We start from the raw sequence: 24,693 nt of genomic DNA, 5'->3' as shown, positions 1-24,693 counted from the left end.
GCTGCGGTTCTGCTCAACCAGTATTGCGCATCCCTGCCGCAATACCGTTGATTGTCAACAAGGCCCCGCGCAGTAACTCACCTTTGCTATAGCGGAAGTGGACAACACCAGATGCCATCTGATTGCTGTGTTGGCGCAGACGTTTGAGCAAAGATACCTGCAAGAAACCGAGGGGAACAATCGTACCATTGCGCAGATGTACTGAGCGCTGTAAATCTGGATCCCCATCCAGAAGCCTTTTGTTTCCTGTGATTGACAAAACCAAATCGCGGGTGAGGTTGAATTCCTTGGCAATCTGCTCAAAGAGTCGCTCAAAGCGTTCGATGTCCTCCGGAGTTGACAACTCTCGCACATAGTGGTGTGCCATCTGCAAATCCACCTTGGCTAAGGTCATCTCTACCTTAGAAATTGCCATTTTAAAGAAAGGCCACTTACGGTAAAAGTAGCATAGCAGCTTGAGATTCTCCTCTGGTTCCTCATCTAAGAAGCCTTGTAGTGCTGTGCCAACACCATACCAAGAAGGCAATAAAAAGCGGCTTTGTGTCCAGCTAAAGACCCAGGGAATTGCCCGAAGACTGCTTAAGTCCTTTTTACCTCCTTGACGCCGCGCTGGTCTTGAGCTGATTTGCAACTGACTAATTTCTTGGATAGGTGTTACTTGGTGAAAGAAATCGAGTAAGTCAGGTTGCTCGTAAATCAGGGCGCGATAGTGAGCGCGAGCACGCGTCGCTAACTCCTCCATGATTTCGTTCCAGGGCTGAATATCGTCAAAGCCACTACCCAGCAAACTAGCCTGAATCACCGCTGTTGTCACCGTTTCTAGGTGGTATAAAGCTAGTTCCGGTAGAGAGTACTTTGACGCCAACACTTCTCCCTGTTCCGTAATTTTAATTCGCCCACTAATACTACGACCCGGTTGCGCCAGAATAGCTTCGTAGGCTGGACCACCACCACGACCAACTGAACCACCGCGTCCGTGGAAGATTCTTAAAGCGACACCGTATTGTTCTGCAATTGTTTGCAGTGCTTTCTGGGCTTTGTGAATTTCCCAGTTGCTGCTGAGAAAACCAGAATCTTTATTACTGTCAGAGTAACCTAGCATCACCTCTTGGAGGTTCCAAGTTAGGGATTCTGATTGAGAGCTATTTTGCTTTGCTGGAGCAAATTTAGGAGACTCAGCGACGGCTGCGAAATTTGATAACTGCTTACTATCCTGTGCAACAGAAGCCTTTGGAAAAGAAGGTAAATCGGCTGTTGAGTCGGGCAAATTTGAGGGTCGATGGTTATCTAAGCAACTTTCAACCTTCAAATTACTAACGGGCAAATTTGCGTAACCACCAGCAAGACAAGCCCGATAAAGTGGTAGTTCAAACAGAGATTTCATCACTACTGGAGCGCGTTTGAGGTCTTCCACTGTTTCAAACAATGGCACCACCCCAATACTACTAGTGCCGCTAGCTGGGTCATACAAGCCAGCTTCCTGTGCCAGCAGGAGTACTTCCAGGAGATCGCTGACTTCGTGACTCATACTAATGATGTACGTCTGGCAAATTTGAGAGCCAAACTCCTGCTGCACCCGCCGCACCATGCGGAAAGTTTCAATAGTTTCGCAGGTTTTCTCAGAAAATGGCAGTTCGTTAGGTATTAGGGGGCGTCGGGTCGGTAATTCCTGTGTTAGCCACAGCGTACGTTCTTCTTCCGAGAGTTCGTTGTAGGGCTTGGGTAAAATTTGCAGATATTCTGTAATTTCATTGATCGCATCTGAGTGGCGGGAGCTTTCTTGACGAATATCTAGCTGCGCCAGATTAAAGCCATAAATTTCTACCTGGCAGATGAGCTGTTCTAAATCAGAGCAGCTTAACCCAGTTTCCGTTAAATTCCGCTCAATCAAGCGCAACTCGGCTAAGAACTCGGCTCCAGAGCGGTAAATTCCGGTGCTATTAATGTCGGGCATTTCCCGTTGCGGTGGCTCACCTTCGTAGAGGTGTCGATTGCGATCGCGTGTATTTTCCAGCCTTCTTTGAATATAGGCAAGTTTGAGCCGATAAGGCTCCTGTCGGTAACGAATGGCTAACCGTTCGTACAACTCTGGCATCTGGGAGCGGTCTTGTTCCAGAGAGTCTAATAGTTCTGGTAAGACATTACTCCAGTGCAGCGATAGGCTCAACAAATTGGTGAGATTACTGAGGGACTCTATATATTTTTCTAGCACCAAATCCCGCTGATAGCAGGCGGTTTGCCAAGTCACTTGAGGCGTTACGGAAGGATTACCATCTCGGTCTGACCCGACCCAAGAGCCAAAGTAACAGAAATTATTACGAGGAGGTTCTAGCCAGGGGAAAGACTTATTTAAAGACTGTTTGAGGCGGTAAGACAGTTGGGGAATTGCCTCAAATAGTACTTCCCTAAAATAGTGAAGTGTGTTCTCTACCTCGTCGATTACTGTAGGCTTAAATTGATGCAATTCGTCTGTACGCCACCACAGTTGAATTTCTTCTCTAAGCTGTTCGGTATATTTTTCGCTATCCAAGGAGACAGGGGATCCCAATCCTTGATAAGCTTCCTCCGCCTGGTCTAGCTGTTGCAGGATTTTGGCAATACGTCGCTGTTTGGCCCTGATTGTTTGACGGACGATTTCTGTAGGGTGAGCTGTGAAGACTAACCGAATATCCAGATTATTAATCAATCGTTGAATGTGCTGGGGTGGCACATTTAGCCTTTGTAGTTGAGGAAATAGCCATTGAAATGTACTAACTTCGGTAGATCCAACGTGGTTATCCTCCCAGTTTTTTTCTAGTAAATCCGTAACTGAACCAATGGTGAGAGGGACATTTTCTTGATGGACATCTTGCTCAACTCCGTTGACAGAAGCCATCGCTAAATTGCCATTCTCCTTCCGGTTGACTTGCTTCTCTGGCAATTGTTCTGGGACTACTTGTGACTGGTTCGCCTCCCTATTTATTGGCAAACCTTGCTGATACCAACGCAAATTCCCCGCTTCTGCACTGGAGTTGCTAACTGCACGTCGTGAGAGCTGCTGAGCGCGTTGTTCATAATGCTGCTCGACAATGTTGATGAGCTGGAAGTACAGAGCAAAAGCTCGTGAGGCTCGAATCGCCGAGTTGAGGTCAAGCTTTTCAATTAACTTAGGTACAGATAGTTCAGGAAAATCCGGAGTCTGCCCCTCTGGCGAACACAAATCCCGGAGCTGCTTGAGCATAGCTACCAGTTCGTGACCGCATTCTGAGTAAAGAACAGACTCCCACAAATCCTCTACTACTTTGAGTCGATGGCGCAAAAACATGTAATCAGTAGAAGGAAGAGCAAAATCCTGATCAGACGAGTGAAGTAGTGAATTCATAAGGTCTGTTCACACCGAGACAAAGGATAATTTATTCTAGGGGGTTGAGGTTCGAGATAGTCGTTCAGAAAATCACTCAACTGAATTCTAGGGAAAGGAATCACTATCTTTGCCGCCAACAGAAGCCTCTATTCCTTTAAGTGGTCTTTGAAGCATGCCCTTTCCCCAAAAGAGACGCTGCGCAAACGAGCGAAGCGAAGGGGTGACCCAAGGGCAAACGACCGAACCGAAGGTTGGAAGAGGAACAACCACTGTTGGTAGCTAAAAATAGCCGCTTTCCCGGTTAATGGTTAATGGAAAATGAATAATTAAGCTGCATAGACCAGCATCTGGCTTATAGTCTCAATTTTCGATTTTCGATTGGCGACGAATCCCCCGCCTTTCAAGTTGGGGAAAACTCACTCCTCAATCACTGCTTCTGGGAAGTGTAGTACAGGCAAGCAATCGCCTCGAAACACTTCCTCACTAGCAAGACCTGCGGCTTGTAGCCACGATAAGACAGCTTGGGTCGAGATTACCCCCAGGAGCAGGGGTCCAGTAACTAGACTCAATAAAAATTCTGCCGGAATTGCTGAATTATCTGTGTTCGTTGCTGTACTTTCCGGTAGTTTTTTGTTAGGAGATGACATAGTGAAACCAAAGATAGCAAGTTTATGAACCTATTAGTACTGAGTCAACTAGCGACCTTAGCTAGTACAGATATCCTAGCTCTGCTAATTAGTTATGTATCACAGCTTTGGTGCTTGCTGTTGTGTAAAACTATTTAGATGTATATAGATCAATTAAATTTATGAGCTGCTTGCTCCTTGGAACTCTTTATACTTAAGGGCTACAGAAGATATATTAAGTATGCTTAAACTAGATGTGCAATTATTAGAAGAAAAATTCACTCGTCCTTTATCAGTCCAGTTAACAGTTTTGTGATGTTGGATGTCGCTCAGCATACCCCAAAGGATCGTCCGTCCGCCCTCGCTCAATGGCTAGATCGTGCCATTGGACAACCGGGGGTATGTCTACGAGTTCGGTGGCGAGGGAGTAACCTGCACGTTCTTTGCGAGAGCCGTCAAACTCTAGAGGCAAAGACAATTATCAACCGTTTGATAGCAGCTCTCAAAGTACCGGATGCAGGCAACTCTTTTCCCTTCGAGCCCCAGAACCCTATCTACAAGATTATTATTTATGGACGCACTACAGGACACCAGCGTCCCGACTGGATTAAGCAAATTGGGCTCAAACCACCCTCAGACACTCAACCTCAAGCTTCTCAGGTCTATACCTGGGAAACACCTAAGACTGACTCAGAGCTAATTATTGCTAACGAAATGCTGCCCCGTGGTGCCTCCACCGAAGATATTGCTGGCTATCTCAACCAAACTCTTCGCTCTTTAGGAGTTAAGTTCAAAGTACTGATCCAAGAAAAAGAAACTGCCGAAACTTCTGATCCTCAATCTTCTCACCTGCAAAGGCGTCTTTGGGTTGTTGGTAATTCCCCCCACAGCAATTCTCTATCTTTACTGGTTGATCCCCTAGTGGAGAAGTTGCGCTCTCTAGAACTCAGAGACTTCCGAGATGCGGCAATTTGTAGTCAAATTACTGGGGAAGCGGATCCTGAATGGATTATCAGGGTAGATTTAACTCCAAAAGAAGCCATGCTCAAGGATTGGGCTAGTTGGGGAGAGGTGCAGGCAACGGCTCGATTGTTGAATCAGACTCTCTCTGGCTCAGGAATGGCAGTAAAAGCCTCCTTCAAAGAGGCGACATTACATTTAATTTGTACCCTCTTAGGCAAGGGGAAAAACGCCGCCCCAGACAAGCAACAAGCACTAGCTTCCATTGTCCCAGTACTGGAGGCGATCGCACCTCAAGGCATCGTAGCTGCTACCGTTTTTGGTGTCGAGTCTGAGTCCCCAGAGCAGCAAATAAAGCGATCGCAACAGGCTTTGAGTCCTAGACAACAGGCTGCAACAACGCCAAAAACTTCGGCAGAACCCTTTTTAGAGCCTGAGCAAGAAACAGCAGTCTGGATCGAGTGGCTAGACCTCCCAGCAGCTAAAGATCCAGCCAGAGCGGCATCAGTAATATCCCTAGCACAAAAAGGTAACCAAGAGGCTCTAACATTTTTGCTAGAAAAGCGACTCAATCCCGACCTGGAGAGACGATTAACAACTGGCGGCATTCATCTGAAAATTCACCGCAAACAAGACTTATTGCACATTATGAGTGAGGCACCGCTGTGTCCCTCACAAGCTAAGGTAGGGCCTCCTGTAACTCAGTGCCTGCGCCAGCTTGCTCTTCCAGGTATTGCGGGAGTACGCATCTACGGACGCCGTGCCGGTTCTGCCTCCTCTTCGTGGAACTATGGTGTTGATTTTGCCCAACGGCGGCGTCTTGTACCAGAAGCCAACCCAGAATTTACGGCTTCAGATGCCTATCTCAGTGAGATTATGGCTCCTTCCTCCGAACCAGTACTGCGGAAAAATTTAACCAAAGAAGACCTCAAAGACGGTCTCCAGGAAAATCTTCAAAGTACAGTTAGTAAAATCCAGCGTTGGCTGTGCCATTCTCAGCTATTCGTACCCCTCGAACCCCATCAAGAGCTAACAACAGTTACCCCAGTTAAGGCTCAAAAAACCCTGGGCAGAAAAGTGGCAATTGTCTGGGGTACTGTGGGACTATTGTTGACCATACAAGCTGATTTACTCATCGGTCAGCAACTAAAATCCGATGGGTTGTTCTCGGATAGAACACAGCCTCAAGAGTTAACCGATAATCATAGAGAAACAGAACCGCTAGCTTTGCCCCAAATATCCTTGCAAAAAGGTGGTACTCAGGCAACTAATGACTTCAACGCTTCTGAATTTACCAGAGAGGGGCAAACTAAGGTCATTATTGACGAGGATCAAGCTCAGTTAGTGACCCCCTCTCGTTCGGGTGCAGCAACGGCGGCAATCCTAGCCGCAGCGCGCTCTTCCTTACCCTCCTTCAACAACCAGCAACTAGACGAAAAACTGGCTCTCTACCAACAGCACGTCCTGAAAATGGGTCCCCCAGATGTTTTAATTGCTGGAAGTTCCAGGGCACTCCGGGGTGTGGATCCGATAGCACTCCAAGATGCCTTAGCTGCTCAAGGCTATCCTAATGTTGAGGTGTTCAACTTTGGAGTTAACGGAGCAACCGCTCAGGTTGTAGACTTATTAATCCGTCGTGTTCTCACACCAGAGCAATTGCCTAAATTAATTATCTGGGCAGATGGAGCTAGGGCATTTAACAGTGGTCGAGTAGATAATACCTACAACGCAATTACTACCTCCGATGCTTACCAGTCCATCAAAGAAGAAACCTTTCCTCGCCCCACAGCACTCAACAACCAAGCTGGTCAACAGTTAGACCAACCCTTAACGTTTTTGAGTGGGATCGATCAGTTTGTCAACGAATGGCTTAATCAGTCTCTAGGAAAATTTTCCTCTACTTACTCTCAGCGAGACCAAATCAAGTCACAGTTGCAGAAAGAGTTTCTCAGTTTCTTGGAACGGACTAATTTTTCCGGTGCTCAGACGGACGAGGAATTACAGGAACCATTACTAGATCAAGAATCCATTGATGCTGATGGCTTTTTGCCTGTATCAGTCCGTTTCAATCCCGCCACCTACTATGATAAACACCCCAGAGTTGCCGGTGCTTATGACAGCAACTATCAATTCTTCCAGCTTTCCGGTAAGCAAGACACTTCTCTAGAATCGCTGCTGCAATTTACCAAGGCTAATGGCATTGGCCTGGTTTTTGTCAATCTACCTCTCACTAATGACTACCTAGATCCGGTACGCAAAGAACACGAGGAACAATTTCGGCGGCATATGCACTCCTCAGCTTTGGACAGGGGCTTGATTTTTAGAGACTTAACTGATTTGATGCTCACTAAGCACGACTACTTTTCTGATCCGAGCCATCTTAACCGTTACGGTGCCTATAAAGTATCGCAAAAGTTAGCTCAAGACCCGATGATTCCCTGGTCATTGGCCGTTAGTCCGTAGGAGCAAATAAGAAGCAAAGCCAATGACATTTATCTCACTCATTTATGGCTTTTTTCTGCTGGCTGTCTTGGGAAGCTACTGGTTAGTCAAAACCCGAACTCAGCAACTGTGGGTGCTGGTAATTGCCAGTCTTATTTTTTATGCCTCAGAGCAAATTCAATACATTCCTGTGCTATTGGTAATTATCCTGATTAACTTTTCCCTAGGGAAAAAAATAGGAGTAAATACAGCGCCGGGGCCCCATGCAGCCAACGAGCACCTTTCTAATGAAGCTTGGCTATTGGCTCAAAAAGCTTGGAATCAACGACGCCTCAAGCTTCTCTGGCTGGGCATTTTGCTCAATGTCGTTTGTTTGCTCAGTTTCCGGTATTTGCCTTTTGTCTTAAGCCATTTGGTGGCACCCTCAAACTTACCAGTTTCTCAAGAGAGTGCTAACTGGATGGGCGCTAGCTTAATTGTGCCTTTAGGACTCTCGTTCTTCATCTTTGAGTGCATTGCTTATCTAGTTGATGTTTATCGTGGTGCACCAGCTAATCAGCAGTTATTGCAATTTTCTGCCTACAAATTGTTCTTTCCCAAACTAATTGCTGGGCCGATTACTCGCTATCATCAGTTTGCCGAGCAACTGAAAACCACAAAATTTCCGAGTGTCGAAAGGCTAACACAGGGACTCTGGCTAATTGCCTGTGGTGCCATCAAAAAGGCACTGCTAGCAGACCGTATTGCAATTTTTGTTGATTTATGCTTTGGCAATTTAGAGCGGGCAGGTAGTGCAGATTTATGGCTGGCGATCTTTGCCTACGGCTTGCAACTCTATCTCGATTTCAGCGGCTATGTAGACATTGCTCGCGGCAGTGCAGTTCTCCTGGGATTCGACCTCCCCGAAAATTTTGACTTCCCCTACTTCAGCACGAGCATCGCCGATTTCTGGCGTCGCTGGCATATGACTTTAGGAGATTGGATACGCAACTATCTTTACTTTCCCTTGGGTGGCTCGCGTCAGGGTCTAGGTAGAACCTGTTTTAACCTGATGATTGTCATGCTAGTGATTGGCATCTGGCATGGAGCCGCTTGGGGTTTTCTGATTTGGGGTGCCTTGCATGGTCTTGCCTTAGTAGTTCACCGTTTGACTAGAGTAGTCTCTGAGCGTCTAGATTGGGCAAAAATCTGGTGGCAAAGTATCTTAGGTGTCTGTGTTGCCTGGTTGCTAACCCAGTCAATGGTTTTCTTCTCCTGGATTTTTTTCCGGCTACCTAGTATCCAACAAGCTGGGTTAGTAATTCAGAACCTCTGGGGTCACTCAGCAGACGTCCAATTTGCCCAAAAAGTCTACATAGAAGCAATCGGTCTAGGACGCTTCCCCATTGCCTTACTCCTAGCTGCTTTGATGACTGGAATGGGTATCGTCTACATGCTCCAAAGAGTTCTCAAGTTAAAACTCAACTGGCCTGTAAAATTGCTGCTAGTGCCTTTGTGTCTTTTAACTGTCTGGGTCTTAGCTCCTCAAAATACTTTACCCTACATTTACTTCGATTTTTAGTTATTAATGATAGACCCCTTGCAACACTTGATCAAAACTAAAAAACAAGTCCAATTTTATCTCTTATCTATCTAATGAGTGAGCCTAAAGTTTCAACCTCATAGACAGTCCTTCGTTGATAAATCCATTTTGAGCCAAGAGCCTTTTACAAATACCAATTTAAAGAAAGAATGCGAAAAATCTAAATAAAATTGGTATGAGGTATATCTAATAATGGATTGGTTAATCAAACAAACGCAAAGAATATTCATCGCTCTATCTGAGCTGTTTACAGCTAATTTATTTGAGTTTGGCGGTAAACTTTTTTCCTTAAGTTTACTAGTCAAACTCATTTTTTTTGCTCTAATTGCTTTCGTTATTTCTCGTACTATCAGTGAGTGGATTAAGGGCCGGCTGTTAGTACGCTTTGGACTTGATCCAGGCTCCCGCGAAGTAATTGGTTCAGTTATCGGCTATATTCTGACCAGTTTAGGGTTTTTAATTGTCCTGCAAACCGCCGGAATTAATCTTAGTTCCTTAACTGTTCTCGCTGGTGCCCTCGGCATCGGTTTTGGTATCGGGCTTCAGAATTTAGCTAGTAATTTTATCAGTGGTCTGACTCTCTTATTTGAGCAACAAATTAGAGTAGGGGACTTTGTTGAGGTAGATAACCTGTCAGGAACAGTTGAAAAAATCTCGATGCGCTCCACAATTGTGCGTACTATTGATAATGTTTGCGTGATTGTTCCTAATAACCATTTTGTCGAGAACAATATTACGAATTGGAGTTATCAAAGTCCCAGACATCGCCTCCACATACCTATTGGTGTTGCCTATGGCAGTGATGCTCTTGTCGTCACTGAAGCTCTGTTAGCGGCTGCTCGGAGAGAGTCGAGAGTGTTATCTTATCCCTCTCCTCAAGTTTGGTTTAGGGGGTTTGGAGATAGTTCTTTGAATTTTGAACTTTTAGTTTGGATTGATAATCCCCCTGAGAGTGAACAAATTAAAAGTGCTCTGAATTTTCTCATTGAAGTGGAATTTAACAAATATGGTCTCAAAATACCTTTCCCTCAACTTGATTTACATATCCAAAATACAGAAACATTAAATCCTCTATTTTATAAACATCAGGAATCACTTATTCCCAACAGCAAAATGGCGGCGCAATCTGCCACCCTATCAGAAAATAAAAAACCAGTTCCTAGCTCCCCTAATAATCGAAGTCTGCGGGATTTATTGCGTCGAATCAGCTATTTTTCCTGTTGTAATGATATTGAACTGCGACAATTAATTGAGTATGGGTATCGGCAATTTTTTCCTGCCGATCAGATTGTCTGTCACGAAAATGAGCCAGGTGATTCGTTTTACCTAATTCTTTCGGGATCGGTGGAAGTCTTTTCACAAAGAGCCGACAAATATATCGCTTCTCTTCATGCAGGAGAGTTTTTTGGCGAGATTTCTTTGCTTATGGGTACTCCCCGCACAGCTAGTATTCGTACCTTAGAAGATAGCATTTTGTTTGTGGTGGAGCGTAATGATTTGCAAAGGTTATTACTTGAACACCTAAGTTTAGCTGACCAAATTGCTGAAAAATTATCAGAACGCCGAGAGTCATTACATAGCTTGGGATTACTTGTAGATCAAACTAGTACCGAAGAGAAGCCGTTAATTTGGATCCGCAAACGAATTAATACCATTTTTGGCATTTAATCACATAGTTCTGCCTTGGTCAAAGGCGTAGTTTCTCACTTGCTGAAATACACCGCAAAGAATCGCCGCAACAGAACTAAAACTCTTCCGACATCAGCGTTGCATAGTTGAGGGATGATTGGCGATTTTCGACGATTCTTATCCCCCTAACCGTGCAACACCTCAGCCAGTATTGAGGCAATAGATTTGCTAACGGTTCTAACTCAATCCCTCAATCACCGGATGGAAGTAAAACGCCAACCCCACAACGGCATAGGCTGCTAGGAGTAAAATACCCTCTAGCCAGTTTGACTTACCATCAGAACTGATGGAATTGGCAATTAACACCGCTACCGCCACCGCCACTAGTTCAAACGGATTAAAGTCTAAATCCATCGGCTGACCAATAAACCAGCCAGTCAACACTAACACCGGGGCGACAAAGAGGGCAATTTGCAGACTTGAGCCCACTGCTACCGACACCGAAAGATCCATCTTATTTTTCATTGCCACTGTTACTGCGGTGGCGTGTTCAGCCGCATTACCGATTACTGGTAGGAGGATGACGCCAGTAAACAAACTGGTTAGTCCCAGTTGTGAGGTAGCTTCTTCTAAGCTATCAACCAGCAGTTCTGACTCCAGCGCTACGATCAAAGTTATACCTAGTAGTACTCCCATCCATAGCCACAGATTGGGTTTTTCTTCCGTATGCTTTTCGCTGTCTTTTGCCTGGAGTTCATCCTCTAAGACTATTTCCGCCATACCCACATCAAATAGATAGCTATGGGTTTTCATGGAAAACAGCAGAGTTAATCCGTATACCAAGATCAACACAATAGCAACGGCGACTGAAAGCTTCTGCAAAGTCGATCCATCAATACCAGAAGAAGTAGCATCCATCGCCGTTGGCAGCAAAATCGCAATCACTGCCAGGTTCATCGAAGAGGCATTTACCCGCGCCACAATTGGTTGAAACTCTTGTTCTTTATAGCGCAAGCCTCCCAACAGCATCGATAAGCCCATTACCAAGAGTAAGTTACTGATTAGTGATCCAGTAATCGTAGCTTTGACAACGTTGACTAGTCCTGCATTCAGGGCAATTAGGGCAATAATTAATTCTGTGGCATTGCCGAAAGTGGCGTTTAACAAACCCCCTAGGTTGGGCCCCACTACTACAGCGATTTCTTCTGTGGCAGCACCCATAAAGGCAGCAAGGGGAATAATTGCCAAGCCAGAGGTGACGAAGATCACTGTTGATCCCCACTCGGCAAAATGAGCCGCAATCGAAATGGGAACAAATATCAGAAAAACTGACAAAATGGTATTTTTATTGAGCATCTAGGTTTTCTATCCCTCAACATGGGTACTGTAATTCGACTCTAGAATACTCGTTTATCATGGGTAACAAGTATGCCTTTGGGTTAGTGCGGCAGCAATGGGGAACTTTTATCCTGCAATTAAGTTCCATTAACTTACACCTCCTTAAAGAGGGATTTTGCGCTTAAATGAGAATAGTGTAAACAATTTCAAAGCTTTAACCCCCCAAGCAAGTCTGACCACTACACTTACTGGTTCTTGCTAAAGCCTGCTTAATTCGTTTCCTCTTGAGATTGCATATCCGAAGCAGACTTTAGTTTGTAGGATCGCACTGGATCCAGACTAGTAAAGTTGTATGTAGCAAGGGGGAGCCCTACCACAAGTTTTTTCTAATTTGGTAATTCAATGACTTCTGCTGCTGATATTCCAGCTTCACAAGCCGCTGCAATGAACTCCATTGCCAAGATTCAAGACGACGCTGGGATCGCAAATGATCCCCTGAAAACTGCTACTGGCGTCTATGTGACCATCCATGGTCATTTCTATCAACCCCCCCGTGAAAACCCTTATCTAAATACCGTTGAGCGTCAGGCAAGTGCTGCTCCTTTCCATGACTGGAACGAACGCATTCACCATGAATGCTATCGCCCTAATGCCTTTGCCAGAGTGTTAAATGGTCAGGGCGAAGTTATAGAAATTGTCAATAACTACGAATATTTGAGTTTCAACATCGGCGCAACGCTGATGTCATGGTTGGAGCGCTATGATGTTGAAACTTATCAAAGGATTCTCGAAGCTGACCGCAAAAGTTGCGATCGCCTCAATGGTCACGGCAACGCGGTAGCCCAAGTCTACAACCACATAATTTTGCCCCTGGCCAACGAACGGGACAAACACACCCAAATCCGCTGGGGTAAAGAAGACTTTCGCTCCCGTTTCGGCCGCGATCCCGAAGGCATGTGGTTAGCAGAAACCGCTGTAGACTATCCCTCCCTTGAGGCTTTGGTGGCCCAAGGGATTAAATTTATTATCCTGGCACCATCTCAAGCCGAGCGTTGCCGTGTGATCCCCAACCAGGAAAACCACGATCCCCAATGGCATGAAGTGGGTGGCTCGCAAATTGATCCCACACGGCCTTACCGCTGTTTCCTCGCTGATGGTCAATACATCGATATCTTTTTCTATGACGGCCCAATCTCACGAGATATGGGCTTTAACGATGTCCTCAATAATGCGGAAAACTTTGCCAGTCGCATTGGCTTGGCAGTAAGGGGCGATCACCGTCCCTCCCAACTAATTAGTGTGGCAACCGACGGCGAAACCTTCGGACATCACAAAGGTGGTACAGAAAAGTGCGTTGCCTATGCCCTTACCCAGGAGTTTCCTCAACGAAACTGGACAGTAACCAACTTTGCTCACTACCTCAGTATTAATCAGCCTACCTGGGAAGTAGTCCTCAAGCCAGTAACAGCTTGGAGTTGCTCCCACGGTGTTGACCGTTGGCAAGATGATTGTGGTTGCGGTGGTGGCGGTTTGTGGCACCAGCAATGGCGGCGTCCTCTACGGGATGCCTTGGATTGGTTACGGGATGAGTTAAGTAAAGTTTACGAAGGCACAGGTCGTCAGTTCTTTGAAGATCCCTGGGCGGCGCGGGATGAGTATATTCAGGTAGTACGCGATCGCTCTCCAGCCAACGTTGAGAATTTTCTCGAGCGTCACTGTGTTACTGCTTTGTCACCAGCAGAACAGATCGACGCCCTGCGGCTATTGGAAATGCAGCGTCACGCGCTGCTGATGTACACTAGTTGCGGTTGGTTCTTTGATGAACTTTCTCGTCCCGAAGGTACTCAAATTCTCCGTTATGCCGCCCGTGCTTTGGAATTAGCTGGTGAGGTGTCGGGTGTTCAACTCGAAGATGGCTTTCTGCTGATTCTCGCCCAGGCCCAGAGTAATGTGGAATACTTTAGAACTGGGGATGAGATTTATCGGCAACTGGTACTGTCGGCACAAGTGAGCTTTGAACAGATAGCAGCCCACTACGCGATTAGTTCTCTATTTACCAACTATCCACCACAAGAAAGAGTTCACTGCTACGACGCCCATCAGTTGGACTACCAACTGCAACATATGGGATCGCTGACGCTGGCAGTGGGACAGTTACGGCTAGTTTCAGAGATTACTTGGGAAAGCACTCACTTGGTGTTTACTGTGCTGCACTTGGGCGGTTGGGATTTCCACTGCTGTATTCAACCGTTTGCAGGGCGTCGCGCCTACAGCCAACTAAAAGATAAGCTATTTGATACCCTCAAACAAGCCAGTGCTGCTCACACGATTATGGCAATGACTCAGCTATTCGGCGACAATGCCTTTAGTCTGCAAAACTTGTTTGCGGAAGAACGGCACCGGATTATGCAGTTGTTAAGTCAGGAAACCTTGACTCGTGTGGATCAGCTCTACACTCAGGTTTACCGAGACAACTACGGTGTGTTAATGGCTTTCCACCGAGACGAGTTGCCAGTGCCCAAAGAGTTACAGGTAGCAGCCGAGATTGCTCTTTCTAATCGTTGCCTAACTTCAATCAAAGCATTGGAACAAGAAAGCAGCGAAGCCGACAAAGGGACGAATCATCTGGCAGAATTGGAAGCGGTTGCCACTGAAGCCAATCACTTGCGCTGTCAGTTGAATATTCCCGAAGCCAAGGAAACTCTAGAGCAATTAATTTTGCGATCGCTCTGGCAATTGTTGCACGAAACTAACCCGGAAACTCTAGAGGGCGATATTCAACGCATTGGGCGTCTGATCGAGTTAGGAAATCAGCTTAATCTTGGCTTATCTCTGGCTCGTTGTCAGGAATTTTACTTCAATTTTCTACAGACGCGCCTAGTACCCCAGTGTCAGTTTGCCGTGCAAGCTCAACTGGTGCTCGACACGGATAATGCTAGTAATGCTACTGAGGAAGAAATTAGTTGGGACACTAGACAGCTACGTCGTTTGCTCCAGTTGGGTCAAAAACTGACTGTAGATGTTAGTTTGTGGCTAAGTAAGTTGCCGTAGTTTGGTTAGTCGCGGCAACTTTGGGGCAGGTTTAGCACCTGCCTTTTTTTATTCACCACTGAAGTAACGCCGGAATCGGGGATCGAGGTGGTGTTTTTTTTGTTGGTTACAACTGTGACACAGAGTTTGTAGGTTACTGAGGTCATTTTGACCACCTAGAGCAAGGGGAATAATATGGTCTATGGTCAATTTGGTTTTTTGTGCAGTTTTGCCACAACTGCGGCACTGGTAATTATCCCGCTCAAAGACATATTTTCTCACGGCGGGGGGAATGTGAATTCGGGGAGTTTTTACCATGTAGCTCAATTCTCCTGATTATGGGGAACTATAGACAGCTAAAATACTTGTGTAAAAAAGTTCTAAGCTGCCATGTCTCCCGAAACCAATCCACAGGCTCAACAAACCACAGGTGCTGACGCTATTGACAATGCGATTTCTAAGGGAGTTGATTTTGACGGTTCGCCAATTCCCACGGCTAAATTAGAACTATATCAAAAGGTAATGGGTTTAGAGGCTGGGCGGCAGCGCAGTGGTGTATCTAATACCATGCGCTCTCGGATTGTGCGGATTGGGGCAAAGCATATTTCCCAGGAAGAACTTAACCAAATGTTGACAGAGGCAGCTTTTGCGCCGTTGAAAGAGAAAGAAATTGCTTTTTACTACGGCGATAAATAGCGTCTAGTGAGCGGTGCTCCAGTGCTAGCAGGATTCGTCTTGCGGATGGCAAGAATCTGGTGAAGTTCCATCACATCTTCACCTATTTTAATCACGGGACACAACGACTTGGAAAACAGGCATCTAGTATCCTAAAGTCAAAGCACCAGTGCGACGAGGATCAGATGCTCCTTGAAAGGAATCGGCAACGCGCATAATACTTTGAGTGCTACCCATGGCATCTTGCACGGATATCTGATGTCCTTTCTCAGTTAAGAGGCGGATTGTGTCACCATTTAAACCTTGTTCTACCAAGAGGACATCAGGTAGCCATTGATGATGTATGCGGACAGCATTAGTAGCTTCAGCAATATTCATTTTGTGGTCAATTACATTGATAATCACCTGCAAAACTGCAGTAATAATTCTTCCACCACCTGGACTTCCTGTTACTAAATATGGCTGATTCTCTTTGATAACAATTGTCGGCGTCATGGAACTGAGCATTCTTTTTTCTGGTTCAATGGCATTTAATTCTCCACCAATTAAACCGAAAGCATTGGGTACTCCTAGCTTAGCGGCAAAATCATCCATTTCATTGTTGAGTAAAATTCCGGTTCCTGTTGCTGTTAAGCGGCTGCCAAAACTAAAGTTTAAGGTGTAAGTGTTGGAGACAACGTTACCGTCTTTGTCCATCACTGAATAATGAGTTGTATTATTGCTTTCGTTGAAATTATTAGGATTTCCTGGAGCAATTTCTTGACTAGGAGTAGCTTTAGCGAGATTAATCTTACTGCGTAGTTCTGTGGCATAGCTTTTGGAAATCAAGCCACGAATAGGAACAGTAACAAAGTCAGTATCACCCAAGAATTTAGAACGATCAGCGTAAGCTAGTTTCATGCTTTCTGTCATTAAATGAAGAGTTTGGGCTGTATTATGTCCTAATTCAGCAATGGGAAATCCCTCTAAGATATTCAACATCTGTACCAGATGGATGCCGCCAGAACTTGGGGGTGGCATAGAATAGATTTCATATCCCCGATAAGTTCCCCGGATTGGTTCTCGGATAACAGGTTGATAGGCGGCTAAATCTTTTTTGGTAATCAAACCGCCATTGGCTGCCATATCTGCAACAATAGAATCAGCGATCGCACCTTGATAAAATGCCTGGATACCTTCTTTAGCAATTAGTCTTAAACTCTTGGCTAAATCCTTTTGCACCAAAATTTCCCCCACCTCATAAGGGACACCTCCTGGCTTATAGAAGATGTTCATACTAGGAGGGGAAGCCTGCATTTGCTCCTTGGCTACAATCAAAGAATTATGCAAATATTCAGAAAGAGGAAACCCATTTTCTGCTAACTCAATTGCTGGTTTTAAGGCGCGTTCTAAGGAAATGGTTCCATATTTTTCCAACGCCAAGGCTAACCCAGCTACTGTACCCGGAACACCAACAGCCAAATAACTGTATCGTGACTTTTTCGGGTCAACTTCACCATTCTCGTCAAGAAACATATCACGAGTCGCTGCTTTGGGAGCCTTTTCCCGGTAATCAATAGCAACAGTTTGGTTATCTTTTGCTAAATGAGCCAGCATAAAACCACCACCACCAATATTGCCAGCTTCAGGTAAAGTAACTGCCATCGTAAACCCGATAGTTACGGCAGCATCAACAGCATTTCCTCCTTCTTTTAAAACTACTAAACCAGCTTTTGTAGCGTAGCTTTCCTGAGTAGAAACCATGCCATGGTATGAGATAACCGGATGAAAGATATCTTTGTCGCTATAAATAGGTACATCTTGAGCCAAGACACTGCTGGTGATGATACTCAGACACAGCAAAATACTGATGACAATTTTATACTGACGAACTAGTAACAATATTTTGCTAAAAGTTTTCTTGATAAATGTTTGATAGTTAACCTCTTGGTTATTTGGCATGTGCTTCCCCTGCGATAATCTATCTTTAAGTATGTTTAATTTCCAGCTCTTGATAGCCAGTTTCTGCATCTAGTGTTCTCATAAAGATAAAATCTTGGCTAGTACCAATGACTATCTCGGCTGTTGTGGAGATTAGGCAGCCATCTAGCAGATGTCCCCCAATGGTTTTGCCGTTTTTGTCCGATAAAGAAATGTGCAAATGGATGCCGTGTAAAGAAAGGGTGCCAACTAGAGAAACAATCTCAAATTTTTCAGTCAATAACTGAGAGTTATCCTGATTGGCAAAGCGCAGAGTAGCTTGTTTAAGACTGCCAACTGCTGTGAGGATAAAACCAGATTGAAGATGATTTTGCTTAGCAAAATTTCTCAGGTTGTCTTTTAAATCTTGATTGGGTTTTAGGCGAATTGCAAAAATTTTCATCGCTAATTGAGGTTATCTGGGAAAACGCGATCGCATCAGGGGTACTAGCTGAATCTATATACATTTCTTATAGTTTGCTGGATTTCACGATATTTAAGCACTAATAACAGCAAATTACTTAATTTCACGGTGTCTTTTACTGAGTTACCACCTTAGGATTAATCTAAGCTGCTTATTAGAACCGGCACTAAAATCGACCAAAAACTTAGATTAAAAGATCTACCACCATGTCGCCAATACTACCTCAGTGTCAAAATTTACAAGAACGAGTAGAAATTCTGCTACGGTTGCTGCATCAGGAGCCATCTCTAAGAGCATCGCAGGATATAACAAGTATTCAGGCATCCCTACGTAAAGTGATCGCACCCACGTTTGAGATTGTCTTTGCGGGTGCTTTTAGTGCCGGTAAATCTATGTTAATTAATGCACTGCTGGAGCGAGAACTACTCTACAGTGCTGAGGGACATGCGACAGGTACGGAATGTTACATAGCCTACGCCGAAGCTGATCAAGAACGAGTCGTGCTGACTTTTTTGAGTGAGGCAGAGATTCGGGAACAAGTGGCAGCTTTATGTCAAAGATTGAAATTATCAGCAGCCGTTAACATTAATCAACCGGAAGTAATTGATTTGTTACGCCAAGGCTCTGAAGCTATTATCCAGCAAGAAGGTGGAGAGAGCAAGTCAGAGAGAGCAAAGCAGGCGAAGGCGCTAATCTTGTTGTTAGAGGGATTTGTGAGCAATCGCGAGCATATCCAAACTGTTAGCAATGCCACCTATTCTATGGAGCAGTTTAACTTCTCTAATATTAAGGAAGCAGCTAGCTATGCACGTCGTGGTAGTAACAGTGCAGTACTCAAACGGATTGAATATTACTGCTATCATCCCCTGTTAGAGGATGGCAATGTACTGATTGATCTGCCAGGAATTGATGCCCCAGTCCAGAAAGATGCAGAACTAACTTATCACAAAATTGCCGACCCGGAAACATCAGCAGTGGTTTGTGTCTTAAAACCAGCATCGGCGGGTGAAATGACGACGGAAGAAACAGCACTTCTGGAAAAAATGCGTAGTAATTCAGGGATTAGAGACAGGGTTTTTTATATCTTCAATCGCATTGATGAAACTTGGTATAACACCCAGCTACGGCAAAGATTAGATGATTTAATTAATTCCCAGTTTCAAGACACTCCCCAGCTTTATAAAACTAGTGGCTTACTGGGATTTTATGGTAGTCAAATTAAAGGGACAAATGGTAGCGATCGCTTTGGTTTAGATTCCCTGTTTGCCGATAGCGTACGCAACAGCAGCAGTGGAGAAGATACGCCACAATTCGTTAATGAATTTAACCGCTACTGTGCCAATTCCGGTAAATTGTCTGCCAGTAAGTTCCGGATTTCTGTGAATAGCTTTGAGACGCCTAATGAAAACTACGCCAGGATTCTCAGTGAGTGGGGAACGCCGCTGATTGAACAGCTAATTACCGATAGTGGTGTAGAAGATTTCCGTACGGCAATTACCCGCTATTTAACCGAAGAAAAGCGCCCTCAATTATTTGCTAATCTCGCTGATGACTTACAACCTTTATGCATTGATTTAAAGAAATATTACTTGAGTATTAAGCGAAACTTAGCTAGTCAACCCCGCGAAATTGAGGCAATGAAAGCCCAGGAGTTAGAAAGGCTAAATCAAGAGTTACGACAAATTGGAGAAGCCTTTTGCTATCACATCGCTGAGGAAATAAATCAGACAGTGACGAACAACTGCGAAGCCTTCGAGGTAGATTTTCGTCAACTGCAAACTTCCATGATTCAACGCCTTGACGAGTTACTGAAAGCCTTCTCAGTTGCAGATGCCTATAGCCGTGCCACGCGCAGCCATCCCCGCAATGCCACAGCACCTCTAATTGCTGTTTTAGTGGAGGCACTTTATTACTTGGCTAATCAGTTAGAAGATGTTTTAGTACATGCTTCCCAAGAGGTAGTTACTAACTTTTTCCAACGCCTAATACAGCGTGTGCGTCGCTCAGATTATTATAGTCAACTTTATCGGTTGTTAGGTAATGACGGTGGCATTGAGCAACAGCTAAAACAGTTAGAAAAGCAGGTAAGTTTAGCTTTAGTCAGTGCGGCGAAAATTGAATGCGATCGCTTTGTTAGAGAAAGTCCTCGTTTTTATGACGAAGGTACTTTCTCAATTTATCAATTCCGGCAAACTTTACAACAGACATCCCAAGGCTACGATGCCGAAAGTATGCTGGAAGCAGAACCAGCAATTCGGCAGTTATTGAAGTTAGATTTTGAGCCTAAAATTTCTGTGACAATCCGGCGTAATTTCCGCCAAATTATCAATCAGACTCTCAAAACACACTTATTGCCAATGGCAGATTATCAAGCAGATGAAATACTGCAAAAGTACAATCAGGCGCGTGCTTATTTAGAACAAACTCTGGAACAAGAAGCCGAAGAAAAAATTAATAATAATTGCCGTTTACAAGATGACGTTGAGCAAAAAATTGCTCTTTACAGTCAAGCTGTGACTGAGATTAATAGCTGCTTGCAGGGAATGAATTTAGACAGGCATCATCAATTACCTGTAATTAGTGAATCTGATGCCATGGCAGTTTCAGTTTCTCCCGATGCTGAAGGTTTTAATGGTAGTTCAGATTTAACTGATGTTGCTGTGTCAATAGAAGAGGAAGTTTAAGACACAACTTTACTGCTTCTTAATTTCAGTAGATTTACTGAAAAATTTTGCAGAAATTATCAGTAGGATATTTCTAGTAATGACGCCGTAACAAGGAGAAATCACCATGGAAGATAACTACAATTTGCAAGAAGTTAATGATGACTATGTTTTATCCTTCGGAAATGATATGTGCAAGGTTGGTAGGTTTAAGGAAGCATTTAATCAGCTATGGGGCAATGAGATGGGAAAGAATATAACTGATTATTTAGATAAGCAAGGAATAAAAATAGCTCAATCAATACCCTGGCTTAGTTCCACGTGGTCTTATGTAGAATTGTTCAGAAAAGGTATAGATTGTGAAATGCTGAAGATTGGTTCCCATGGCTGGGAAAAAGGAAAAGTCAGAGTCAGGATAACTCTAGAATTTTGCCCAGAACAATCTGAAGTTGAAAAAATACCGTTAAATAATGGCACGAATAATCCAGAATCACCCCTTGATGATCTGCGTCAGAGGATTAACTAGTCAACCTAGTATCAACCATCAAAATATTGATGATCTTGAAAGTCGTTAGCATAGCCATAATTCAAATATTGATAGTAAAGAAAACAAAATGAGTGGAGAATTTGAGCGTCTAGAACGAGAAGATGTTGTGTCCTTATATGCTGGTCAAATGCTAGTTACCAACCGCACGTTTACTATAAGTGAATTTATCACAGCAATGATGACATTAATCAAAGCACAAGCTGGATGGACAGAAGAAAAAGCAAGTTGGTTTGGGGATGGCATAGATTGTAAAATGCTAAAACCTGGTGCTAAGAGCTGGCAAAGAGGTAAAGTTAGGCTTACTCTAGAGTTTGTCTCCGAAGAACTTGAGGTGAAAGAAACTAGCGAACTAGAAGGTAGTCAAGAAAAATCAACTCTTGATGATCTTCGTCAAAGGATACCAAAGGATGGTTAGTACAAAAATTAATCAGCGAAACTCCCCCAGACTGGAAAAGAAAGTGTCATGACTTCACAAACAGCAAGAAAGCCTGAGTTGGTGCTGGTTGCAGGTGCTACGGGTGGGGTTGGACAATTAACAGTAGCCACGCTACTAGAGAAAGGCTACAGGGTACGCGTTCTAACTCGCAGTGCCGCAAAAGTCCAGAAAATGTTTAATAACCAGGTGGAGATTGCCATTGGTGATATCCGCTATCCCACGACTCTCCCCTCTGCCATGGAGAATGTTGATTACATCATCTGTTGTACGGGAACAACAGCTTTTCCTTCCACTAGGTGGGATTTCGAGACAATCGACGAAACCCAAGGACGAGGAAGTCTGATAGAATGGGTTAAGATTTACCTCGACTCAGATTACCGTCTTGCCAAAGCTAAAAATAGTCCCCAGCAAGTCGATGCTCAAGGAATTAGTAACCTATTAGCCGCCGCACCCCAGGAGCTCAAGCGGTTTGTTTTTGTGTCCTCATGCGGCATTTTGCGCAAAAATCAACCCCCTTTTAGCCTTCTCAATGGCTTTGGCATACTCGATGCCAAGGAACAAGGCGAGGCAGCAGTCATCAATTCCGGGTTACCCTACACCATTATTCGTCCCGCAAGGCTCATCGATGGTCCTTACACTTCTTACGACTTAAATACCCTATTAAAGGCTAAAACCAGGAGTAAGCTAAATGTAGTCGTCGGTACAGGCGATACCTTAGTTGGCCAAACCAGCCGCATTGATGTGGCCTCAGCCTGTGTAGCATGCCTAGAGAACCCCGTGACAATAGGAAAAGTGTTTGAGTTAGTCAACCAAGGAACAAGACCAACAGCAATTGATTGGAAAACACTCTTTTCCCATCTCAATTAACTGGCCTTCGTCCACAGCGCCAATCCACCTCCCCTACCTCTAGCAGCAATGCAACGGTTTTTTACTAAGAAGTAAGTGAAAAATGCTTGCTCTTTGAGACTTTGCTCATAAAAGCAAGCCTCTCGTTTTTGGCCGCCTCGAATGTAGCCAGAGTAAAGCTTCAGTCCCGAAAAAGATATCTTCATCCGAGTGAAGTCAAAAGCCAGGATATTCGTCTTTTGCCAAAACTGCGTAGGGCCAGAGAGAACCAGTTGCACCACACCGAGATCAACAGAATTTTCCACGGTTCCTTGCTCCGGATCAGACTCTGATGGAGAGTAAGACAATTGAATCTTGACCCAGTTCGGCAAAAACCTGCCAGCTCCTAGAATAACACCTGCTCTTCGACGCGATCGCTTAGTACCTGTGACAAATCCCAATCGCCAAGTGCCTAATAATTGCGAGTATGTATGGCGGATTTTGGTCTGTCTAGCCATTTTCTCCGATGCAAGCAATGCCTCAACCACAGCCTCCGGTGCAGGTGGGGTTGCAGATTTGGTTGTTAGAAACTCAATTGCTTGGTCGAGTACTGGATTGATTGAGGGAGTTGTCTGAAGTTGGTCGCTACTTGTCATCTAACCGTCCATAGAGAATTGCAGCTAAACCCTGAGAGCTTTGCTTGAATACTTTTCAGTATAGGGGAAACTTTCTTCAAACAGAAAGCATCAAAGTTTTATAGCCTTCAATATTTTACTCATCAATCTTTGCTCAAAGTTGCATCAAGAAAAATATTAAATTAAACAGGCAGACGATTTTGTTAGTAATTAGAGATTTTGTTGACCTCAGATAATTTATGAATCGATTTATTGTTAGTTTTTCAATTGTCACCTCATCGATTGTCGGTGTGGTTACAGCTTTGATGCTACCTCACGCTCAAGCTGACACTCAGCATCTACTTAGTCAGAGAGAACCAGATATGGACAACATTTACCATGAAGATAATAATTTACCTGATGATGCTGATGTGTTTCCTCGGATAGGTAAAATTAAGGGTAGATCTTCAGAACTATCCAATTGCCGAGCTACCCCTTGGGGAACTGTGGTAAAGTCATTTCCGGGTAATGTGTCCGTAGAAGTCGGTACTCGGAAAGTAGACCCCAAAGGTGAGTCCTGGTTCAACATTACTGGCTCAGGTTGCTGGATTCACGAAAGTCGGATTAATTTACTATGAGTATATTCGACCTCAGAGCTGCAAACTGCTGCACAGATTCGTCTTCTGGCTTATAGTCTCAATTTTCAATTGGCGAGTAATCCCCCGTCACTTTAAGCGGGGGAGAAGTCAATACAAGACACAAGCTTATGTGATTTTTCTGCTGGCAATTATATTAAGGCGCTGCCTGATCAAGACTATTATCAAAAACGGCTGCGTAGTGTTCTACAACTGGAAATGGTTCATAGAAATTATGCAGCAAAGAACGCCATTGTTGATACTGAGGTGATTGTCGAAATCCAATCGTATGATCTTCTAATGTTTGCCAACGTATCAGCATAATATAACGATTTGCAGTTTCTATGCAGCGTTGAAGTTCGTGAGAAACGTATCCCGGCATAGTAGCAATGATAGCTGAAGCTGTTTTGAAAGCAGCTTCAAATTCAGGAGCTAAACCAGGTTTGACATCAAGGACAGCAACTTCTAGAATCACGGACTAAAACACCAACTCAATCCTTACAGACTACCTTATCCAGCACCCCAGCTTATTAAAATACCTAAATGTTTGTTACAAGCTTATTGTCCAAGCCAGAGGAGCTGCTGCATTTGGCACGTTTACCGTTACCCACGATATTACTCGCTACAGTAGAGCTAAAGTCTTTATTCAACGGTTTAGGTTCTAAGGCAGTATTTCAGGTAAATCCTGGTTGACTTCAAGAGTCTGAACCGTTTTCTTTGTTGAATATGGAGATTAATATTAATAAAAACACACTAATCAAAAATAGTAATTTACTATAGCAATCATCAGGAAGGTGCGAACACCTCCCCCTTGTTCACCTTTAGAATGAAAATCAAATAGGATTGCTATAAATGAGGCTGATATCTTGATTAGTGTGCCTATGGATAGAGGTTATTGTCTGCTTTCTTAATTAAGCCCACCTACTTACATCCCAGTTTAGAGTTTCTCAAGCTCTGTATAACCA

At 44.2% G+C, this 24,693-nt stretch carries 18 protein-coding genes and 1 pseudogene; 11 read left to right on the top strand and 8 right to left on the bottom strand.

The features are described from left to right. Window positions 1-13: 13 nt before the first annotated feature. Window positions 14-3,361: a phosphoenolpyruvate carboxylase gene (locus tag ACT7WV_RS05810; protein WP_445101994.1), complete on the bottom strand. Its 3,348-nt coding sequence runs from the start codon at window positions 3,359-3,361 to the stop codon at window positions 14-16. Between the two features lie 398 nt (window positions 3,362-3,759). Beyond that, the gene (locus ACT7WV_RS05805) at window positions 3,760-3,990 is read right to left on the bottom strand and encodes a hypothetical protein (protein WP_445101993.1); all 231 of its coding nucleotides are present in this window, start codon (window positions 3,988-3,990) and stop codon (window positions 3,760-3,762) included. Between the two features lie 294 nt (window positions 3,991-4,284). On the opposite strand from ACT7WV_RS05805, the gene ACT7WV_RS05800 reads away from it, so the two are divergent. The 3 genes from ACT7WV_RS05800 to ACT7WV_RS05790 all read left to right on the top strand — a co-directional run bounded on the left by ACT7WV_RS05800 (window position 4,285) and on the right by ACT7WV_RS05790 (window position 10,621). Further along, window positions 4,285-7,392: a hypothetical protein gene (locus ACT7WV_RS05800; protein WP_445101992.1), complete on the top strand. Its 3,108-nt coding sequence runs from the start codon at window positions 4,285-4,287 to the stop codon at window positions 7,390-7,392. 22 nt (window positions 7,393-7,414) lie between these two features. Further along, on the top strand, window positions 7,415-8,932 hold the full coding sequence (locus ACT7WV_RS05795) for an MBOAT family O-acyltransferase (protein ID WP_445101991.1): 1,518 nt from the start codon (window positions 7,415-7,417) through the stop codon (window positions 8,930-8,932). A gap of 213 nt (window positions 8,933-9,145) precedes the next feature. Continuing rightward, the gene (locus ACT7WV_RS05790; protein ID WP_445101990.1) at window positions 9,146-10,621 is read left to right on the top strand and encodes a mechanosensitive ion channel domain-containing protein; all 1,476 of its coding nucleotides are present in this window, start codon (window positions 9,146-9,148) and stop codon (window positions 10,619-10,621) included. A gap of 198 nt (window positions 10,622-10,819) precedes the next feature. Here the strand turns inward: ACT7WV_RS05790 and cax are convergent, their stop codons facing one another. Next, window positions 10,820-11,938: a calcium/proton exchanger gene (cax, locus tag ACT7WV_RS05785; RefSeq protein WP_445101989.1), complete on the bottom strand. Its 1,119-nt coding sequence runs from the start codon at window positions 11,936-11,938 to the stop codon at window positions 10,820-10,822. A 384-nt stretch (window positions 11,939-12,322) separates the two neighbouring features. On the opposite strand from cax, the gene ACT7WV_RS05780 reads away from it, so the two are divergent. Further along, window positions 12,323-14,971: a DUF3536 domain-containing protein gene (locus ACT7WV_RS05780; protein ID WP_445101988.1), complete on the top strand. Its 2,649-nt coding sequence runs from the start codon at window positions 12,323-12,325 to the stop codon at window positions 14,969-14,971. A gap of 48 nt (window positions 14,972-15,019) precedes the next feature. Here the strand turns inward: ACT7WV_RS05780 and ACT7WV_RS05775 are convergent, their stop codons facing one another. Next, window positions 15,020-15,268 carry an HNH endonuclease gene (locus ACT7WV_RS05775; protein WP_445101987.1) on the bottom strand — a complete coding sequence of 83 codons (249 nt, stop codon included), beginning with the start codon at window positions 15,266-15,268 and terminating at the stop codon, window positions 15,020-15,022. Window positions 15,269-15,340: 72 nt separating this feature from the next. Between ACT7WV_RS05775 and ACT7WV_RS05770 the strand changes: the two genes are divergently transcribed. Beyond that, window positions 15,341-15,646: a small RNA NsiR4-regulated ssr1528 family protein gene (locus ACT7WV_RS05770; protein ID WP_445101986.1), complete on the top strand. Its 306-nt coding sequence runs from the start codon at window positions 15,341-15,343 to the stop codon at window positions 15,644-15,646. A 123-nt stretch (window positions 15,647-15,769) separates the two neighbouring features. Here the strand turns inward: ACT7WV_RS05770 and ggt are convergent, their stop codons facing one another. After that, window positions 15,770-17,566, bottom strand: a complete 1,797-nt coding sequence (gene ggt, locus ACT7WV_RS05765; RefSeq protein ID WP_445101985.1) for a gamma-glutamyltransferase — start codon at window positions 17,564-17,566, stop codon at window positions 15,770-15,772. Window positions 17,567-17,591: 25 nt separating this feature from the next. Then, the gene (locus ACT7WV_RS05760; RefSeq protein WP_445101984.1) at window positions 17,592-17,987 is read right to left on the bottom strand and encodes a PPC domain-containing DNA-binding protein; all 396 of its coding nucleotides are present in this window, start codon (window positions 17,985-17,987) and stop codon (window positions 17,592-17,594) included. A gap of 227 nt (window positions 17,988-18,214) precedes the next feature. Between ACT7WV_RS05760 and ACT7WV_RS05755 the strand changes: the two genes are divergently transcribed. From ACT7WV_RS05755 to ACT7WV_RS05740, 4 genes are all read left to right on the top strand, one after another. Further along, window positions 18,215-20,692: a dynamin family protein gene (locus ACT7WV_RS05755; RefSeq protein WP_445101983.1), complete on the top strand. Its 2,478-nt coding sequence runs from the start codon at window positions 18,215-18,217 to the stop codon at window positions 20,690-20,692. Window positions 20,693-20,798: 106 nt separating this feature from the next. Continuing rightward, entirely contained in the window at window positions 20,799-21,197 is a 399-nt protein-coding gene (locus ACT7WV_RS05750) for a KGK domain-containing protein (RefSeq protein WP_445101982.1), read from the top strand. Between the two features lie 88 nt (window positions 21,198-21,285). Next, window positions 21,286-21,633 (top strand): KGK domain-containing protein, encoded by a 348-nt coding sequence (locus ACT7WV_RS05745; RefSeq protein ID WP_445101981.1) that lies wholly within the window; start codon window positions 21,286-21,288, stop codon window positions 21,631-21,633. Between the two features lie 48 nt (window positions 21,634-21,681). Beyond that, on the top strand, window positions 21,682-22,521 hold the full coding sequence (locus ACT7WV_RS05740; protein WP_445101980.1) for an SDR family oxidoreductase: 840 nt from the start codon (window positions 21,682-21,684) through the stop codon (window positions 22,519-22,521). On the opposite strand, the gene ACT7WV_RS05735 is transcribed toward ACT7WV_RS05740, so the two are convergent. Then, complete coding sequence (locus tag ACT7WV_RS05735; RefSeq protein ID WP_445101979.1) at window positions 22,518-23,135, bottom strand: hypothetical protein; 618 nt, start codon at window positions 23,133-23,135, stop codon at window positions 22,518-22,520. The genes ACT7WV_RS05740 and ACT7WV_RS05735 overlap by 4 nt on opposite strands. 218 nt (window positions 23,136-23,353) lie before the next feature. On the opposite strand from ACT7WV_RS05735, the gene ACT7WV_RS05730 reads away from it, so the two are divergent. Beyond that, window positions 23,354-23,731: a hypothetical protein gene (locus tag ACT7WV_RS05730; RefSeq protein WP_445101978.1), complete on the top strand. Its 378-nt coding sequence runs from the start codon at window positions 23,354-23,356 to the stop codon at window positions 23,729-23,731. Between the two features lie 154 nt (window positions 23,732-23,885). Here ACT7WV_RS05730 and ACT7WV_RS05725 read toward each other — a convergent pair whose 3' ends face one another. Next, the gene (locus ACT7WV_RS05725; protein WP_445101977.1) at window positions 23,886-24,203 is read right to left on the bottom strand and encodes an antibiotic biosynthesis monooxygenase family protein; all 318 of its coding nucleotides are present in this window, start codon (window positions 24,201-24,203) and stop codon (window positions 23,886-23,888) included. 85 nt (window positions 24,204-24,288) lie between these two features. Here ACT7WV_RS05725 and ACT7WV_RS25825 point away from each other — a divergent pair. Next, a pseudogene (locus ACT7WV_RS25825) lies at window positions 24,289-24,372 on the top strand (catalase); the annotation flags it as partial. Window positions 24,373-24,693 lie beyond the last annotated feature (321 nt).

It is taken from the genome of Symploca atlantica LB2515 (assembly GCF_052546295.1).
The sequence above is the reverse complement of the archived record's forward strand: the minus strand, read 5'-3'. Positions and strand labels throughout refer to the sequence as shown.

Bases quoted from the DNA above. Each gene is read 5' to 3' on its own strand.
- ACT7WV_RS05810 (WP_445101994.1), bottom strand. From the start codon at position 3,361: ATGAATTCACTACTTCACTCGTCTGATCAGGATTTTGCTCTTCCTTCT.
- ACT7WV_RS05805 (WP_445101993.1), bottom strand. From the start codon at position 3,990: ATGTCATCTCCTAACAAAAAACTACCGGAAAGTACAGCAACGAACACA.
- ACT7WV_RS05800 (WP_445101992.1), top strand. From the start codon at position 4,285: ATGTTGGATGTCGCTCAGCATACCCCAAAGGATCGTCCGTCCGCCCTC.
- ACT7WV_RS05795 (WP_445101991.1), top strand. From the start codon at position 7,415: ATGACATTTATCTCACTCATTTATGGCTTTTTTCTGCTGGCTGTCTTG.
- ACT7WV_RS05790 (WP_445101990.1), top strand. From the start codon at position 9,146: ATGGATTGGTTAATCAAACAAACGCAAAGAATATTCATCGCTCTATCT.
- cax (WP_445101989.1), bottom strand. From the start codon at position 11,938: ATGCTCAATAAAAATACCATTTTGTCAGTTTTTCTGATATTTGTTCCC.
- ACT7WV_RS05780 (WP_445101988.1), top strand. From the start codon at position 12,323: ATGACTTCTGCTGCTGATATTCCAGCTTCACAAGCCGCTGCAATGAAC.
- ACT7WV_RS05775 (WP_445101987.1), bottom strand. From the start codon at position 15,268: ATGGTAAAAACTCCCCGAATTCACATTCCCCCCGCCGTGAGAAAATAT.
- ACT7WV_RS05770 (WP_445101986.1), top strand. From the start codon at position 15,341: ATGTCTCCCGAAACCAATCCACAGGCTCAACAAACCACAGGTGCTGAC.
- ggt (WP_445101985.1), bottom strand. From the start codon at position 17,566: ATGCCAAATAACCAAGAGGTTAACTATCAAACATTTATCAAGAAAACT.
- ACT7WV_RS05760 (WP_445101984.1), bottom strand. From the start codon at position 17,987: ATGAAAATTTTTGCAATTCGCCTAAAACCCAATCAAGATTTAAAAGAC.
- ACT7WV_RS05755 (WP_445101983.1), top strand. From the start codon at position 18,215: ATGTCGCCAATACTACCTCAGTGTCAAAATTTACAAGAACGAGTAGAA.
- ACT7WV_RS05750 (WP_445101982.1), top strand. From the start codon at position 20,799: ATGGAAGATAACTACAATTTGCAAGAAGTTAATGATGACTATGTTTTA.
- ACT7WV_RS05745 (WP_445101981.1), top strand. From the start codon at position 21,286: ATGAGTGGAGAATTTGAGCGTCTAGAACGAGAAGATGTTGTGTCCTTA.
- ACT7WV_RS05740 (WP_445101980.1), top strand. From the start codon at position 21,682: ATGACTTCACAAACAGCAAGAAAGCCTGAGTTGGTGCTGGTTGCAGGT.
- ACT7WV_RS05735 (WP_445101979.1), bottom strand. From the start codon at position 23,135: ATGACAAGTAGCGACCAACTTCAGACAACTCCCTCAATCAATCCAGTA.
- ACT7WV_RS05730 (WP_445101978.1), top strand. From the start codon at position 23,354: ATGAATCGATTTATTGTTAGTTTTTCAATTGTCACCTCATCGATTGTC.